This window comes from Myxococcus sp. RHSTA-1-4 (assembly GCF_020037125.1).
Taxonomy (GTDB): domain Bacteria; phylum Myxococcota; class Myxococcia; order Myxococcales; family Myxococcaceae; genus Myxococcus.
Window position 1 is genome coordinate 120,838 of record NZ_JAIQDG010000023.1, and the last position, 15,883, is coordinate 136,720.

The window sequence follows — 15,883 nt, forward strand, 5'->3', positions numbered from 1 at the left end:
GGGTCCCCTATCGGGCCCGCCACCCCGCGCCCGAGAACTGCTCGCGAAGCGCGTCCACGAACAGCCGGACGCGCCGGGGCACGAAGCGCCCGTGGGGATGGAGCGCGTACACGTGCAGCGGCTCCGGCTCGTACGCCGTGAGCACCGCCTCCAGGCGTCCGTCCCGCAGCTCCTCCGCCACGACGAACTCCGGCATGAGCACGAGCCCCAGCTCCGCGAGCGCGGCGTCCCGCAGCGAGATGCTGCTGTTGACGGCGAGCGCGGCGTGGACCTCCACGGCCAGGGGCCCCTCCGGCCCGCGCAGCAGCCAGGTGGTGGGGGACACGGTGGCCGGGTTGATGAGGCACCGGTGCTGCGCGAGGTCGGCCGGCTTGCGAGGCCGCCCCGCGCGCTTCAGGTAGCCCGGCGCCGCGCACACCACGCGGCGGGCCCGCGCGAGCTTCACCGAGACGAGGGAGGTGTCCGCCGGCCGCGCCGTCATGCGCACCGCCACGTCGAAGCCCTCCTCGACGAGGTCCACCAGCCTGTCGCTCAGCACCAGCTCCACGCGCACGTCGGGGTAGCTGCGCGCGAAGGCGGTGACGGGCGCGCTCATGTGCAGCAGGCCGAAGGAGAAGGGCGCGGTGACGCGGAGGTTGCCGCGCACGGCGGCCTCGCGCTCGGCGACGCGGGCCTCGGCGTCGGCCACCTCGTCGAGGATGCGGCCACAGCGCGCGTAGTACTCGCGGCCCGCCTCGGTGAGCGCGAGCCGGCGCGTGGTGCGGTGCAGCAGCCTCGCGCCCAGGCGCTGCTCCAGCCACGCCACCTGCTTGCTCGCGCTGGCCACGGAGATGCGCAGCGCGCGGGCGGCGCCTGAGTAGCTGCCCGCCTCCACCACCCGCCGGAACACCGTCATCGCGCCGAACTGGTCCACGCGCTCTCCTCTGGGATTGTTTCCCGGGTGGAAAAGGTCCTTCCACGCCGGGCCAGATTATCAGCGCGGGAGGGCGCGGTTACATCCACCAGGGCGAAGCGCCGGGAAGGTCCGGGCGCGAAAAGGAGCAGGGACATGAAGGTCTTCATCACGGGTGCCACCGGCACCATCGGCTTCCACGTGGCGCGGGCGTTCCGCCGGGCGGGGCACGAGGTGGCGGGGCTGGTGCGCACGCCGGCCAAGGCGAAGCTGCTGGAGCAGGAGGAGATTCGGCCGGTGCACGGGACACTCCAGGCGCCCGCGGCCTGGGCGGACGAGGCGGCGCGCGCGAGCGTGCTGGTGCACGCCGCGGTGGACTACGCGGCGGACGCGGCGGAGCTGGATGGGAAGGTGCTGGACGTCTTCCTGCGGCCCGGGGCGCCGGGGGCGCCGAAGCGCACGGTCCTCTACACGAGCGGCATCTGGGTGCAGGGCGACACGGGCGGAGTGGTGGTGGACGAGGCGACGCCGCTCCGGCCGCCCGCGAAGGTGGCGTGGCGCCCCGCGCTGGAGCAGCGGGTGCTGACGGCGGAGACGGTGCGCGGCGTCGTGCTGCGGCCGGGCGTGGTGTACGGGCGCTCGGGCAGCCTCACGGGCATGTGGTTCCAGGGCGCGGTGGAGGGAGACCTGCGCGTCTTCGGCGACGGCGCGAACCGCTGGGTGACGGTGCACGTGGAGGACCTGGCGGAGGCGTACGTGCGCGCGGCGGAGCGGAACGTGGCGGGAGAGGCCTTCCTCCTCGGGGACGGCTCGCGCGAGCGCGTGCGTGACATGGTGGACGCGGCGGTGCGCGCCGCGGGAGGCAAGGCCCGCGTCACCTGGGTGCCCGCGTCGCAGGCGCCGGAGGGCATGCGCGAGTTCGCCGAGTGCCTCGCGCTGGACCAGGCCGCGGACGCGTCGAAGGCCCGGCGGCTGCTGGACTGGGAGCCCCGGCACACGGGCTTCTCCGCCGAGGCGCCCACCTACCTGGCCGCGTGGAAGGCGTCGCGGTAGCGCACCCGGGCGCGGCTATGCGTCCGCTCCATCGAGCAGCTCGCGCAGCCGTTCTTCGAGGAAGCGCCGCTCCGGCCCGGTCCGCACCAGCGCCAGCGCGCGCCGGTAGCTGGCCGCCGCCTCCTCGTGACGGCCCAGGCGCCGCAGCAGCTCGGCGCGAGCGGCCGGCAGCAGGTGGTAGCGGGTGAGGCGTCCGGAGGTCTCCAGGTCGTCCACCAGCGCCAGTCCGTGCTCGGGGCCTCGCGCCATGGCCACCGCCGCCGCGCGGTTGAGCTCCACGACGGGGCCGGGGGACAGCTCGCACAGCCGCTCGTAGAGCACGGCAATCTGTGCCCAGTCGGTGTCCTCGGGCCGCGCGGCCTGCGCGTGCAGCGCGGCGATGGCGGCCTGGAGCGTGTAGGGCCCACGGGCGCCCAGCGCGAGCGCCGCGTCCAGCTCCGCGAGGCCCTCCCGAATCTCCTCCCCGTCCCACAGCGCGCGGTCCTGCCGGTCCAGCAGGACGAGGCCCCCATCCTCGGCCACGCGGGCGCGGCGGCGCGAGTGGTGCAGCAGCATCAGCGCGAGCAGGGACGCCACCTCCGGGTGGCGCGGCAGGAGCGAGCGCGCGAGCCGGCCCAGGCGCAGCGCCTCGGCGCACAGCTCCACCCTCAGCAAATCGGGCCCGTCCGTCGCCGCGTAGCCCTCGGAGAAGACGAGGTACACGGTGTGCAGCACCCCGCGCGTGCGCTCACCCAGTGCGTCGGCGTCCGGTACGACGTAGGGGATGCCCGCGTCGCGAATCTTGCGCTGCGCGCGCACCAGCCGCTGCGCCATCGTCGCCGGCGGCACGAGGAAGGCGTGTGCGATTTCCTCGGTCGTGAGGCCGCACAGGGTGCGCAGCGCGAGCGCCACCTGCGCCTCGGGCGCGAGCGCCGGGTGGCAGCAGGTGAAGAGCAGGCGCAGGGTGTCATCCGGAAGCGCCTGCCACTCCGAGCCATCCGGGGGCGGGGTGAGCGCCTGCTCGATGCGCGCCACCGCCTCCAGCGCGTCGATGCGGGCGCCCAGTCGCACCCCGCGCCGCACGCGGTCCACCGCCTTGTTGCGCGCGGCCCGGATGAGCCAGGCCCGGGGCTCACGGGGAGCACCCTCGCGAGGCCATTGCGCGAGCGCATCCGCGAAGGCTTCCTGCACCACCTCCTCGGCGGCGGCGAAGTCTCCGCCGAGCACACGGATGACCGTGGCCACGATGCGGCCATGGTCCTCACGGTACGTCCGCTCCAACAGGGAGCCGGGAGTGCTCATGCGCGCTGTCGGGAGGCGCTAGCCCTGCGGCTGCGAGAAGTCCACGACGGGGCGGACCTCGATGCAGCCGGTGCGCGCGGCGGGAATGCGCGAGGCGATGGCGATGGCCTGGTCGATGTTCTCCGCCTCGATGAGGTAGAAGCCGCCGAGCTGCTCCTTCGTCTCGGCGAAGGGGCCGTCCGTCGTCAGGCGCTTGCCGTCGCGGATGCGCACCGTGGTGGCGGTGGCGATGGGCTGCAGCGCCTCGCCGGCCACGTAGTTGCCGCTCTTCTTGATGCCTTCGGTGAAGGCCAAGTACTCGCCCATCACCTGGTCGGCCTCGCTCTTCGGCATCGACTCCCACTGCTTCTCGTTCTCGTAGATGGCCAGCACGTAGCGCATGGTGTTCCTCGTCATTTCAGGGGGAGTGGAGCCTCCCCGGCGAGTGGTCGAACGAGGTCCGCGGAATTCGACCGGCATTTTCCGTGGGATTTGCCCGGCGCTCCAGGCACGCCACGTCGCTTCGGGGGCTCGTGGTTTCAGGGGGTTGGGGTTGAGGGCGGCCGGGCGGGGCTGGCGTGGCCCGGGTGCCCGGGTGGCCAGGGGACATGGCCGGTCCGGACACCGTTCGCAGCGGGAGGTAGGGACGCTCGCGGCTTGAGTGCGGTGTTCCACCCTGGTATCCGCAGAGCCCCTCACCCCGCCGGAGGCAGGAAAGCCGCGATGGCCCAGAATTTCATCTTCACGATGCAGGACCTGCGCAAGGTCAAGAATGGCAAGGAGATCCTCAAGGGCATCTACCTGTCGTTCTTCCCGGGCGCGAAGATTGGTGTCATCGGCCCCAACGGCTCCGGTAAGTCGACGCTGCTGCGCATCATGGCGGGCGTGGACACGGAGTTCTTCGGCGTGGCCAAGCCGGACCCGGGCGCCAAGGTGGGCTACCTGGCGCAGGAGCCGCAGCTCGACCCCTCGCTGGACGTGAAGGGGAACGTGGAGCTGGGCCTCAAGGAGATTCGCGCCACGCTGGACCGCTTCAACGAAATCAGCGCGAAGTTCGCCGAGCCCATGGACGACGCCGCCATGGAGAAGCTCCTGGCCGAGCAGGCCAGGCTCCAGGACGCCATCGACGCGGTGAACGGCTGGGAGCTGGACCGCACCATCGAGATGGCCATGGACGCGCTGCGCCTGCCCCCGGGCGATGCGAACGTGACGACGCTGTCCGGTGGTGAGAAGCGCCGCGTGGCGCTGTGCCGCATCCTGCTGGAGAAGCCGGACCTGCTGCTGCTGGATGAGCCCACCAACCACCTGGACGCGGAGAGCGTCGCGTGGCTGGAGCAGGCGCTGAAGGAGTACAAGGGCACCATCGTCTGCATCACCCACGACCGCTACTTCCTCGACAACGCGGCGGAGTGGATTCTGGAGCTGGACCGCGGCGAGGGCGTGCCCTGGAAGGGCAACTACTCGAGCTGGCTGGACCAGAAGCAGAAGCGGCTGGAGCTGGAGGAGAAGGCGGAGAGCCACCGTCAGAAGACACTCAAGCGCGAGCTGGAGTGGGTGCGCCAGTCGCCGAAGGCGCGTCAGGCCAAGAGCAAGGCGCGTATCTCCGCGTACGAGGAGCTGCTCAACCAGACGCAGGAGAAGCGCGACCCCACGGGCGAGGTCATCATCCCTCCCGGGCCCCGGCTGGGGGGCCTGGTGGTGGAGGCGAAGGGGCTGCGCAAGGCGTACGGAGACCGGCTGCTCATCGACGACCTGAGCTTCAAGCTGCCGCCCGGCGGCATCGTCGGCGTGATTGGCCCCAACGGCGCCGGCAAGACGACGCTGTTCCGGATGATGACCGGCATGGAGAAGCCGGACGCGGGCGAGCTGCGCATCGGCGAGACGGTGAAGCTGGCCTACGTGGACCAGAGCCGCGACGCGCTGAATGGTGACAACACGGTGTTCCAGGAGGTCAGCGGCGGGCTGGACCACCTGGACCTGGGCAAGGGCGGACAGATTCCGAGCCGCGCGTACCTGGCGGGCTTCGCCTTCAAGGGGCAGGACCAGCAGAAGCGCGTGAAGGACCTGTCCGGCGGCGAGCGCAACCGCGTGCACCTGGCGAAGATGCTGAAGAGCGGCGGAAACCTGCTGCTGCTCGACGAGCCCACGAACGACCTGGACGTGGAGACGCTGCGGAGCCTGGAGGACGCGCTGTTGAGCTTCGCGGGCTGCGCGGTGGTCATCAGCCACGACCGCTGGTTCCTGGACCGCATCGCCACGCACATCCTGGCGTTCGAAGGGGACAGCAAGGCGTTCTTCTTCGAGGGCAACTTCCAGGACTACGAGGCCGACAAGAAGAAGCGGCTCGGCCCCGAGGCGCTGGAGCCGCACCGCATCCGCTACCGGCCCATCACGAAGAGCTGAGCCGGGGAGGGCGCGCCGCCGCCGGAGGCTCAAGGGCTCCGGCGGCCCACGAGGCGCGCGAGGAGGTCCTGGAACTCGTCGGGGCGGAGATTCACCTGCTCGACGACGTGCCCGTAGAGCATCGCCGTGGGCACGGCGCGGCCGCCCTGCTCCTGCTCCAGCCGGTGCAGCGCGTGGAGGATGATGCGCTCCACCCGGGTGAGGCCGTCACGCACGTCGGGGATTCGGTCGCGGGGGTCCTGGGGCATTGACGCCCCAGCGTACCTCGTGGGGGAGGCGCCGACGCCCGCCTCCCTTGCAGGCCCTCGCTTCTGCTACACTGCGGTGCCGGGGCGGCTCTGGGTGTGCTTCCTTCTCACTCCCGATAGGTAGTGCATCCGCTCTCCGCCCCGCTTTTCTCTCACCGGAGGCATCGTGGCTTCGCCCGCGCTCGACCTGCCCGGGGCCACGGACGCCACCGCGGCCCTGCTGCTTCAGCGGACGTCTCGCGTCTTCGTCCCCACGCAGCCCGTCACCCGCGCGCCTTCGCCCCAGGGACGCGCGGGCGTGCGCGCGCTCGAAGCGGACCTGCTCGCGCTGGGCTACACGCTCTCCGGCCCGCTCCAGGACGCGCTCGCCGCGCTCCCGCCCGAGACGCTCGCGGCGGTGGGGCGCTTCGTCTTCGACACGCTCGCGGAATCGCTTGGCCAGAACCGGCCCTTCGTGCCCCTCTTCCTGAACTTCCCCGCCAGCGTGCCGGTGGACACCGACTCGCTGTTCGTGCAGCGCGTGCGGGTGTGGCTCTTCCAGGAAGGCGAGCACCCCTGCATCCACTGTGGAAAGGTGGCCACGGTGCGGGCGCTCGACCCGTGTGCCCACGTCGTCTGCACGAGCTGCTTCGACCCGCGTGAGTACAGCGCGTGTCCCATCTGCCACCGGCGTGTCTCTCCAGGGCAGCCCTATTTCCAGCCGGTGACCCACCCGTCCACTCCGTCCCTCTACGTGCGCCGGCATGGGCACATGACGCGGCTGTCGCTGGGGACGGACCTGGAGGCCGCCGCGCGCGAGGTGCTTCAGCGACTGCTCGCGCGCGCCACCGTCCTTCGCCCGGACGAGCTGGACGTGCTCCGCACGCTCGTCTTCGGCTTCGGGCTGAGGGCGCTCGGCTGGCTTCCGGCGCGCATCCCCGTGAAGGAGACCCTGGCCCACGTCGTCGGCGCCCTGCTGCTGCGTGAGCCCGCGGCCATGGGCGACGTGCTGGGCGGCGCCGCCTCGCACCTGAGGACCGCGACGGACATCCTCCGGGTGCTCGTCGCGTGGGCCGGGGGGAACCCGGACCTGTCGGTGAAGGTTCCGCTCAAGAGCCACCCGCGCCCGCTGCGGCGCGCCGTGATGGAGACGCTGGAGTCCCTCCCACTGCTGAACCTCACCGAGGACGTGCACCGCCATCCGGGCCTCTGGAAGGCCATGGCGGGGCAGCTCCACGTCTTCGAGCGCTGGAGCGAGTTCCCGAACGTCGCGCTCGCCTTCGCCACGCTGCGTGGCACGGTGCTGTCGCCGGAGACGGACTTCGGTCAGGCGCTGCTCGCCCAGGCCCGTGCGCTTCCAGAGGCCTTCCCGGCGCGTCCCGTGGAAGGGGGCTTCACGGTGGGCTTCCGCTCGTGGAGCGCACAGGTGGAGGAGGCCCTGGGGCGGCGGAATCTGGACGGCGCGCTGCGGCTCCTCCGGCAGCGCCCCGGGGAGCTGCTGCGCCGGCTGGACCACGTGGCTCGCACGGCGCTCGGCGGAGGGGATGGCGCCTCCAGCGAGAAGGAGCTCGCCGCCACCCTGGAAGCGGCGGCACCGCGCGCCGCGCCCGCGCTCCTGCTCACCGCCGCCGCGCACCTGCGCCGCCGGAACGCGCCCTTCGCACGGCGGGTGTTCTTCCCCAAGGGAGAGGCGACCCACGCCTGGGGCACCGAGGACCGGCGGCCACTCCTGCCCGGGGACACCATCGGCCAGCTTGTCGGCACGCTGGAGCGCGAGCTGCTCCGGCGCGCGGAGCGGCTGCCTTCCCTCCCGCAGGCGCTGCTCGACGAGAAGCTCGGCGACCTGCTGGTGCCCCTGGCGGAGAAGACCGCGTCGCGCGCGCTGGTGGCGGTGCCGCGCGGAAGCGTGCTGGAGCTGCCCCAGGGCGAGCACCTGCGCTTCTTCGTGCACTGGACGGAGCCGAAGGACACGCGGGTGGACCTCGACTTGTCGGTGGCGCTCTATGACGAGAAGTGGTGGCTCGTGGACCTGTGCGACTACACGAACCTGCGCCTCTCGGGGGATGCCGCCGTGCACTCCGGAGACGTCACCTCCGGACCGGCGCCACTCGGAGGCGCCGAGTTCCTGGACGTGCACGCGCCCGCGCTGCTGAAGCAGGGCGTGCGCTACGCGGTGCCGGTGGTGTTCTCCTTCAACAGCGTGCCCTTCGACCGCATGGAGGACGCCTTCGCGGGCTTCATGGTGCGCGAGGGCACGGCCGGGCGTCACTTCGACGCGCGCTCGGTGGAGCAGCGCTTCGACCTGCAAGGGAGCGCCAGGATTTCGGTGCCGCTCGTCATCGACCTCGTGGAGCGCCGGATGCGCTGGGTGGACGTGAAGGTGCCGTCCGAGGACGTCTTCCACAGCGTGCGGCGCGCTCGCGGAGACATTGCCCACTTCGGCAAGGACACGATGGCCTACTTCGGCACCGGCGCGAGGCCGACCCTCTGGGAGCTCGCGTGCCTGCACGCGGCCGCGCGCACCCGCACGGTGCACGTGCGCCGGAGGAATGGGGGCGTGGCCGTCCTCACCCGCTCGCCGGACGAGGACGCCGGCCGCTTCCTCCGGCGGCTGCGCCGGCTGGAGGACGCGCGGGAGGTGCCACGGCTGGAGCTCGGCGGTGCGCCCACCTTCTTCGCGGGCCTCTCCGACGACCCCTCACTGCCCGAGGGGAGCGAGGGCTATGCGCTCCGCTTCCGTCACACGGACGCAGGACAGGTGAAGCGGCTCGCCGCGGGGGACCTGGTCGCCGCGCTGCGGGCGGAGATCCGCAAGGGGTGAAGCTCTGGCCACACGGAGAGACTGACCGGGCAGTCGCCGGATGACTGGCGGGCTCGTCACCCGGGACGGCGGCTCGTAGGATTCGGCCTCGCGCCGCTTCCGTTCACCGCGCGCCTGGAGTCGCTCCCCATGAAGGTCGTCCATTCTCCGCTGCACGCCCGTCACGATGGAGGCAAGGAGTTGCATCGTGGTGAGCTGGTGCCGTGCTTCGAGATGCCGTCTCGCGTCGACTACATCCTCCAGGCGTTGCGGCGCGAGGGCTTCGAGGTGGGCGGGCCGCGCGAGTTTCCGCTGGAGTCGCTGCTGCGCGTCCATGACGCAGGCTTCGTCGAGTTCCTGCGCACCGCGCACGCGGAGTGGCGGGCCGCCGGCAAGGACGGCTTCATGCTGCCGAGCGGCTTCCCGGCGCGGAGCCTGCGGAGAGACCACATCCCCTCCGGCATCAACGGCAGGATGGGGTACTACGCGTTCGATGCCGGCACGCCCATCGTCGAGGGCACGTGGGACGCCGCGCTCGCCGCCGCGCACTGCGCGCTGACCGCCGCGGCCCACGTCGCCCAGGGCGAGCGGAGCGCCTACTCGCTGTGCCGTCCACCCGGCCATCATGCGGCACATTCCACCTATGGCGGGTACTGCTTCCTCAACAACGCGGCCCTGGCGGCGCAGTACCTGAGAGACCACGGGAAGGCGCGCGTGGCGGTGCTGGACGTGGACTACCACCACGGCAACGGCACGCAGGACATCTTCTGGGAGCGCTCCGACGTCCTCTTCGTCTCCATCCACGGCACGCCGGAGACCGAGTACCCGTACTTCCTCGGCTATGCCGATGAGCGCGGGGCGGGAGAGGGAGAGGGCTACACCCGCAACTTCCCGCTGCCGCGAGGCACCACGTGGGCGGAGTACGCCACCGCGCTGGACGCGGCGCTGGACTGCATTGGTGGTTTCTCGCCCGACGCGCTGGTGGTGTCGCTCGGCGTGGACACGTACGAGGGCGACCCCATCAGCGCCTTCAAGCTCGAGACGCGGCACTTCCCGCTGATGGGCGAGCGGCTGGCGGGACTCAAGCCTCCCACCGTGTTCGTGCAGGAAGGCGGGTACGCGGTGGAGGACCTGGGCTCCAACGTCGCCGGGGTGCTGAAGGGCTTCCTCGGCAGGATCTGAAGCACTGGCTCCCGCCACTTCACCCCGTCCGCTCGCCCCGCAGCCTGGCGCCTTCCTGCTGGAAGACCTCCACCAGCAGGTCGATGGCCGCTCTCACTCGCGAGGCATGTTGGAGGTCCGGGTGGACCGCCAGCCAGACCTCGCGTCTGGGAAGGTCATCCACGCGCGAGAGTCTCACGAGGCCCGGCACTCCGTCCGCGAGGTAGCAGGGCAGCACCGTGAGCCCCAGCCCGTTGCGCGCGGCCTCCAGCAGGGCGTAGCGGCTGTTGCTGCGCAGGGCGAAGAGGGCCCCGTCCCCCGCGCGCTCCAGCCACTGCTGCTCCGGTGTCTGTGCCAGGGTCTCGTCGTAGCCGAGCAGCACATGCTCGCGCAGGGCGTCCAGCCGGGGGCGCCCATGCCGGCGCACATAGGTCCTGGAGCCATACAGCGCGAGGGAGAGCTCGCCCAGCTTGCGCACCGTGAGCGTGGTGGGCTCTTGGGGACGGAACAGCCGCACCGCCACGTCCGCCTCACGGCGTGACAGGTTGAGCACCTGCGTGGCCGCCAGCAACTCCAGCCGCAGTGCGGGGTGGCGCTCGTGCCAGGCGGGCAGGTGGGGCGCGAGCACGTGGCTCACCACCGTCTCGGGCGCGGTGACGCGGACGCTTCCGGACACCTGGACATCCGCCCCGGCGAGCTGGCGCTCCAGCGTGGTGGCGGTCTCGTCGATGTGCCGCGCGGCCTGCACCGCCTGCTCGCCAGCGACGGTCAGCCGCATCCCTCCGGGGGCCTTCTCCAGCAGGCGGACACCCACGGAGCGCTCCAGCGCCGCGAGCCGCCGGCCCACCGTCGCCGCGTCCACGCGCAGCTTGCGCGCCGCCGCCGCGAGCGAGCCGCCCTCATGCACCGCGAGCAGGTAGCGCAGGTCATTCCAGTCCACCCCTGCATTCTCGCATGCCTGCCCCCGCGCTCCTGCCCATTCCTCTCGGAGGCCCCGGGTGGCACATCCATGGGGCCTTCCCGCCCGAGGCCCCCCAGGCTCCGGCGCGGTGCCGCACACGGGAGTCTCCATGTCCTCCGAGCCGCACACCCTCATCACGCCCCGGTCCATCCACCAGGCACGCGAGCGCATCGCCCCCTTCATCCGGCACACGCCGCTGGAGCCGTCACCCGCGCTCTCCCAGCGGCTCGGCGCCCGCGTCTTCCTCAAGCTGGAGTGCCTCCAGGTGACGGGCAGCTTCAAGCCGCGCATCTCCTTCAACAAGCTGCTGGCCGTGGACGAGGCCACACGTGCGCGTGGAGCCGTGGCCTCCACCGCCGGAGGACATGGCATCGGCCTGTCGTACGCAGCGCGGCGGCTCGACGTCCCCGTGGAGCTGTTCCTCCCGCGCACGGCGGACCCGCGCAAGGTGGAGGTCATGCGCCGCAATGGCGCCCGGCTCCACTTCTTCGAATCCGTGCCCGCCGCGCGCGAGGCGGCCCAGGCACACGCGTGCGAACACCAGCGCCTCTTCGTTTCCGCCTACAACGACCCGGACATCATCGCCGGGGGCGGCACCGTGGGGCTGGAGGTGCTCGAGGACCTGCCGGAGGTGGACCTCGCGGTGGTGGGCATCGGCGGGGGCGGCCTCATCAGCGGCATGGGCGTGGCGATGAAGGACCGCAACCCCCGCATGAAGCTCTGGGGCGTGCAGCCCGAGGTGAGCCCGGTGCTCGCGGAGTGGCTGCGGCACGGCCGGCCCGTGCCCGTGGAGGCCCGGCCCAGCATCGCGGATGGACTGGGCGCACAGCCGGAGCCGGACACCCTCACGCTGCCCCTGGCCCAAAAGTACGTGGACCGGGTGCTGCTCGTGCCGGAGGCGGACATCCAGGACGCGATGGCGTGGCTGCTCGAGGAGCACCAACTCGTCGTCGAGCCCTCCGGAGCCGCGACGGTGGCCGCGCTGCTGCGCCATCCGCCGGAGGGCTTCCGCGACATCGCCGTGGTCATCACCGGCCGCAACATCAGCCGGGCGCGCTACGTCCACCTCCTGGGCGAGCGGCTCACGGCGCCTCCGCTGTGAGGCGGATGACACACACATGCGGCCCCGCCGCTGCCACAACCATAGGGAAAACCTCACCTCGCCGAAGGAACAATCTCTGGAAGGCCCCGGCCCGAGCCTTGTTCTTCACCCGCCACGACAGTGCGCGGCCTGGAGCCCTTGCATCGGCTCCGCGCTGCTGAATGTTGCGGCCAACGAAGTTCTTTCGGAGTGAGGGCCATGAAGAGTCGGTTCGCCAGCCGTATCGCGCTGTTCATCCTGACCAACCTGGCGGTGGTCGCGATGCTGGCCGTCGTCGGACGGCTGCTCGGGGTGGACAGCTTCCTCGCCCGGCAGGGGTCGGGGCTGAACCTGACCGCGCTGCTCATCATGTCGGCGGTGATGGGCTTTGGCGGCTCCATCATCTCGCTGCTGCTCTCCAAGCCGATGGCGAAGTGGAGCACCGGCGCGCACGTCATCGACTCGCCGCGCACCGAGGCCGAGCTGTGGCTGGTGGAGACGGTGCGCCGGCTGGCGCGCGACGCGGGCATCGCCACGCCCGAGGTCGCCATCTACGACAGCCCGGACATGAATGCCTTCGCCACGGGCGCGCGGCGCAACAGCGCGCTGGTCGCCGTGTCCACCGGCCTGCTCCACGGCATGCGCCGCGACGAGGTGGAGGCGGTGCTCGGCCACGAGGTGGCCCACGTGGCCAACGGCGACATGGTGACGCTCACCCTCCTGCAGGGCGTGCTCAACACCTTCGTCATCTTCCTGAGCCGCGTGGTGGGCTTCCTCGTGGACCGGTTCCTCAACCGCTCGGAGGACGGGGAGGAGAGCGGCGGCATGGGGCCCGCCTACTTCCTCACCAGCCTGGTCCTGCAAATCGTGTTCGGCATCGGCGCCAGCATCATCGTGGCGTGGTTCAGCCGGCGGCGTGAGTTCCGCGCGGACCATGGCGGCGCCACGCTGGTGGACCCGGGCGCCATGGCGCGCGCGCTGGACCGGCTGCGCCGGCAGCAGGGCGAGCCGAGCATGCTGCCCGCCAACATGCAGGCCTTCGGCATCAGCGGCGGCGGCATGATGGCCCTCTTCGCCAGCCACCCGCCGCTGGAGCAGCGCATCCAGCGGCTGGTGGACGGAAGCTGGCGGAACTGAAGCGCGGGCGTCAGGTATGCGCCAGCACGGGGAAGCGGTGGGGCTCGCGTGAGAGCGTCAGCCCCCGCACGAACAGGTAGGCCTCGGTGTCCTCGCCGGATACCGAGGCTTCTGGCCACCAGCGCTCCGGGGTGAAGCCGAGCTGGATGCTCCGGATGGGCCGGTCGATGAGGCGGGGAATCCAGGCGCGCAGGTCGAAGGGCGCGCGCGCGAAGATGTCATCGACGTACAGCGTGTCGCCCTCGACGCCCGCGAACACCCACGCGTCCTCCGTCAGCCGCCGCAGCGGCCGTGAGAACCCGTTCGCCGCGTACCACGAGGCGATGGTCGAATAGCCGCGCGCGCCGAAGCGCTCCGTCACCGGGAGCCCCTCGTCCGACAGCGCGGCGAGGCCCGCCCGCACTCCCGCATCCGACAGGTCCAGCGTGGGCGCCGGAGTGCCAGCGGGCACGGCCTCGTGCGGAGCGGAGAACACGTCCTGCCGCCACGGGACGAAGCCGAAGCGTGGGTAGAACTGGAGCACGGTGGGGTTGGCGAACAGCAGCACCGGCGCCTCGCCGCAGAAGGCCAGCGCCGCCTCCATCGCCACGCGCGCCAGTCCGCGGCCGCGTTGCGCGGGCAGGCAGCCCACCGCGCCGAGCTGGAAGCCCGTCACCTCGCGGCCCTCCAGGAGCAGCCGCATCCGCATCACCGAGGCATTCGCCAGCACGCGGCTGTCCTCGACCACGGAGAACGCGCGGTACGCGTCGTCCCACTCGCCCCACTCGCACCAGCGCCGGAAGCTGGCGCGCCGGAACACCTGGGACACGTAGTCGCAGAACGCGGCCTGATACGCGGTGTCGCGCGGGCCAATCTCAATCACCGGCGGGATGGAGTGCGTGCTCATCCTCCCAGTGTCGCACACGTCCCTCACAGTCACTCCACCCACCCCAACGACTCCAACGACGTCTCCGGTGACTCTGGGTATGAGCCCAGCGTAGCGGGCGAGGCTCCCGTGGACCTACGCCCTCAAGGGGACGGCGCGCTCCGGAGCGCCTCCCGGAAGCGGCCCTCCTTCGCGGCCACACAGAGGGTGTACCCGTCCAGCACGCCGCAGGTGAGCCCCGCCTCGGGACGCTGGAAGGCGTCACGCTCCTTCGTGTCCACCACGTAGAGGGTGTCCTCCGCGAAGCGGCCGCCCCGGATGTCCGCTCGCAGTGCCTCGCAGGCCGCCTTCAGCCGGGGCGCGTCGAAGCGGGCCACATAGGCGCTGTTGGTCGTCATCCCCTTGCGGTACGCCAGGTCCCCGAAGCGCACGTAGGCGTTCTCCGGAAAGGCGTTCGCGACGCAGGGCTCCTGCCAGTCCTTGATGAAGGGCGGGTAGAGGACGACGTGCCGGTAGAAGGGGTCCACGTGCTCCCACTCCGGGGCCCGCAGCCGGGGCCAGGGCACCCCGTGGAAGCGGCCCCGCCACCAGACGTCGTCCGTGTCCAGGAGCTGGAGCACCACGGCGGCCAGCAGGAGGCCGGTGGCCACTCGCGGCTGCAGCCTCCAGCGCCACACGACGAGCGCGAGCAGGCCCGTCAGCAGCGTGTAGTCGAGCACCCAGATGAACCGCCCCGAGGCGCGGAACGGCGCGAGCACCGGCAGCAGCACCTGGGTGACGCTTCGCAGGGAGAGCACCTTCCAGCCAGCCACCGTCACCACCGTCGAGACGGCCAGCAGCGTCAGGAGGAGCACGGCGATTCCCAGCGGCCTCCGGGACTTCAGCTCCTCCCGGGCCCGGGGCCACACGTCCGCGCGCTTCCAGAGCAGCACCCCGGCGAGCAGCAGCGCGCCCGTGCCGATGAACCCGAAGCCCTCGTACTGTCCGGGGCCGGTGGGCAGGCTCGGCAGCAGGCGCGACCAGCCCATGGGGTTGACGAGGGTGAGCAGGTCCGCGCTGAAGTGGCCGAAGCTGGAGTCCGTCGCCAGGGCCCGCCCGTGGCCCACGTAGCCGAGCAGGAAGAGGAGTCCTCCCACCCACCCGAGCAGGCCCGCGAGCGCCGCGCCCCCGGCGCGCCAGGACAGGAGCTGCTCCCGCCTCACCAGCGTGTACAGCAGCGCCAGCGTGAGGGGGAACACCATGGCCATGAGGTAGGGGTGGATGCCGGTGGCGAGCCCGGTGAGCGCGAACGCCCAGGCGACGTCCCGCCAGGCCGCCCGGGCCTCCTCGCGGGGACGCAGGTGCAGCCACAGCAGCCCGAGGATGAGCCAGTGCGCGCAGAGTGTGTCGTGCCCCTGCCGGCTGAGCAGCACCGGCGCCATGACGAAGAGGGACGCCCCCAGCAGGCGCTGCGCCGGGCTGCGCGTGAGGCGTTCCATCAGCTTCACGCCCATCCACCCCTGGAGCGCGAAGCACAGCGCGAACCAGGGGCCGATGAACTGGAAGTCCCGGGGCAGCCAGCGCGAGAAGGGCTTCAGCGCGAGCGACACCCACGGGTTCGAGTCGGTGAAGCCCACCGTCGTGGAGAGCGGGTGGAGGAGGCCGGGCGTGCTCCCCAGCGGGAAGCCCCACGGCGCGTTCCGGAAGTGGAGCCAGCCGAGGACGTGCTGCGCGTGGTCGCCTCCGCCCAGCCAGTCGAGGTTCGTCGGGTCGAGTGTCGGCACGCCGCCCACCCACAGGAACCACAGGACTCCGAGCGCCGCGCCCAGCCAGGGCACCCACGCGCTCCCGCGGGTGGGCCGGGCCTCCTCGATGATGGCGGGTCTCTCCAACGCTGCGGGCTCCCAGGCATCCGTTCCCGGTGCACGGCCACCGTGAGTCCTTGGGATGCCCGGGCGAGATAACACGCCGCGCCAGCCCTCCCGCAAGTACGCTGAGTCACCGAGGCCCCAGCGAGGTTTTTTCCCTCGGGGATTCCATCGAAGGACTCACGGAGAGAAGCCG

13 protein-coding genes are annotated in these 15,883 nt (G+C 71.8%); 6 read left to right on the forward strand and 7 right to left on the reverse strand.

What is annotated here, in order from left to right; all coding sequences use genetic code 11:
* Positions 1-7 precede the first annotated feature (7 nt).
* Positions 8-913 carry a LysR family transcriptional regulator gene (locus K8638_RS28375; RefSeq protein WP_223757779.1) on the reverse strand — a complete coding sequence of 302 codons (906 nt, stop codon included), beginning with the start codon at positions 911-913 and terminating at the stop codon, positions 8-10.
* A gap of 135 nt (positions 914-1,048) precedes the next feature.
* Between K8638_RS28375 and K8638_RS28380 the strand changes: the two genes are divergently transcribed.
* The gene (locus K8638_RS28380) at positions 1,049-1,945 is read left to right on the forward strand and encodes an NAD-dependent epimerase/dehydratase family protein (protein WP_223757780.1); all 897 of its coding nucleotides are present in this window, start codon (positions 1,049-1,051) and stop codon (positions 1,943-1,945) included.
* A 15-nt stretch (positions 1,946-1,960) separates the two neighbouring features.
* Here the strand turns inward: K8638_RS28380 and K8638_RS28385 are convergent, their stop codons facing one another.
* Both K8638_RS28385 and K8638_RS28390 read right to left on the reverse strand, forming a co-directional pair.
* Positions 1,961-3,226 carry an RNA polymerase sigma factor gene (locus K8638_RS28385; RefSeq protein WP_223757781.1) on the reverse strand — a complete coding sequence of 422 codons (1,266 nt, stop codon included), beginning with the start codon at positions 3,224-3,226 and terminating at the stop codon, positions 1,961-1,963.
* An 18-nt stretch (positions 3,227-3,244) separates the two neighbouring features.
* A complete protein-coding gene (locus tag K8638_RS28390) occupies positions 3,245-3,607 on the reverse strand; it encodes a YciI family protein (protein WP_223757782.1) in 363 nt (120 codons plus the stop codon).
* 321 nt (positions 3,608-3,928) lie between these two features.
* On the opposite strand from K8638_RS28390, the gene ettA reads away from it, so the two are divergent.
* Positions 3,929-5,608, forward strand: a complete 1,680-nt coding sequence (ettA, locus tag K8638_RS28395; RefSeq protein ID WP_223757783.1) for an energy-dependent translational throttle protein EttA — start codon at positions 3,929-3,931, stop codon at positions 5,606-5,608.
* 29 nt (positions 5,609-5,637) lie between these two features.
* On the opposite strand, the gene K8638_RS28400 is transcribed toward ettA, so the two are convergent.
* Entirely contained in the window at positions 5,638-5,856 is a 219-nt protein-coding gene (locus K8638_RS28400; RefSeq protein ID WP_223757784.1) for a hypothetical protein, read from the reverse strand.
* A gap of 166 nt (positions 5,857-6,022) precedes the next feature.
* Here K8638_RS28400 and K8638_RS28405 point away from each other — a divergent pair, with 166 nt between their 5' ends.
* Both K8638_RS28405 and K8638_RS28410 read left to right on the forward strand, forming a co-directional pair.
* Positions 6,023-8,656 (forward strand): MXAN_6230/SCO0854 family RING domain-containing protein, encoded by a 2,634-nt coding sequence (locus tag K8638_RS28405; RefSeq protein WP_223757785.1) that lies wholly within the window; start codon positions 6,023-6,025, stop codon positions 8,654-8,656.
* A gap of 129 nt (positions 8,657-8,785) precedes the next feature.
* Complete coding sequence (locus tag K8638_RS28410) at positions 8,786-9,817, forward strand: histone deacetylase family protein (protein WP_223757786.1); 1,032 nt, start codon at positions 8,786-8,788, stop codon at positions 9,815-9,817.
* A 19-nt stretch (positions 9,818-9,836) separates the two neighbouring features.
* On the opposite strand, the gene K8638_RS28415 is transcribed toward K8638_RS28410, so the two are convergent.
* Positions 9,837-10,736, reverse strand: a complete 900-nt coding sequence (locus K8638_RS28415; protein ID WP_223757787.1) for a LysR family transcriptional regulator — start codon at positions 10,734-10,736, stop codon at positions 9,837-9,839.
* Between the two features lie 130 nt (positions 10,737-10,866).
* Between K8638_RS28415 and K8638_RS28420 the strand changes: the two genes are divergently transcribed.
* Positions 10,867-11,859, forward strand: a complete 993-nt coding sequence (locus K8638_RS28420) for a threonine/serine dehydratase (RefSeq protein WP_223757788.1) — start codon at positions 10,867-10,869, stop codon at positions 11,857-11,859.
* A gap of 198 nt (positions 11,860-12,057) precedes the next feature.
* Positions 12,058-12,975, forward strand: coding sequence for a protease HtpX (gene htpX / locus K8638_RS28425; protein WP_223757789.1), 918 nt, complete (start codon positions 12,058-12,060; stop codon positions 12,973-12,975).
* A 10-nt stretch (positions 12,976-12,985) separates the two neighbouring features.
* Here the strand turns inward: htpX and K8638_RS28430 are convergent, their stop codons facing one another.
* Both K8638_RS28430 and K8638_RS28435 read right to left on the reverse strand, forming a co-directional pair.
* Positions 12,986-13,861, reverse strand: a complete 876-nt coding sequence (locus K8638_RS28430) for a GNAT family N-acetyltransferase (protein WP_223757790.1) — start codon at positions 13,859-13,861, stop codon at positions 12,986-12,988.
* Between the two features lie 122 nt (positions 13,862-13,983).
* Entirely contained in the window at positions 13,984-15,711 is a 1,728-nt protein-coding gene (locus K8638_RS28435) for a DUF6311 domain-containing protein (RefSeq protein WP_223757791.1), read from the reverse strand.
* Positions 15,712-15,883: the final 172 nt, after the last annotated feature.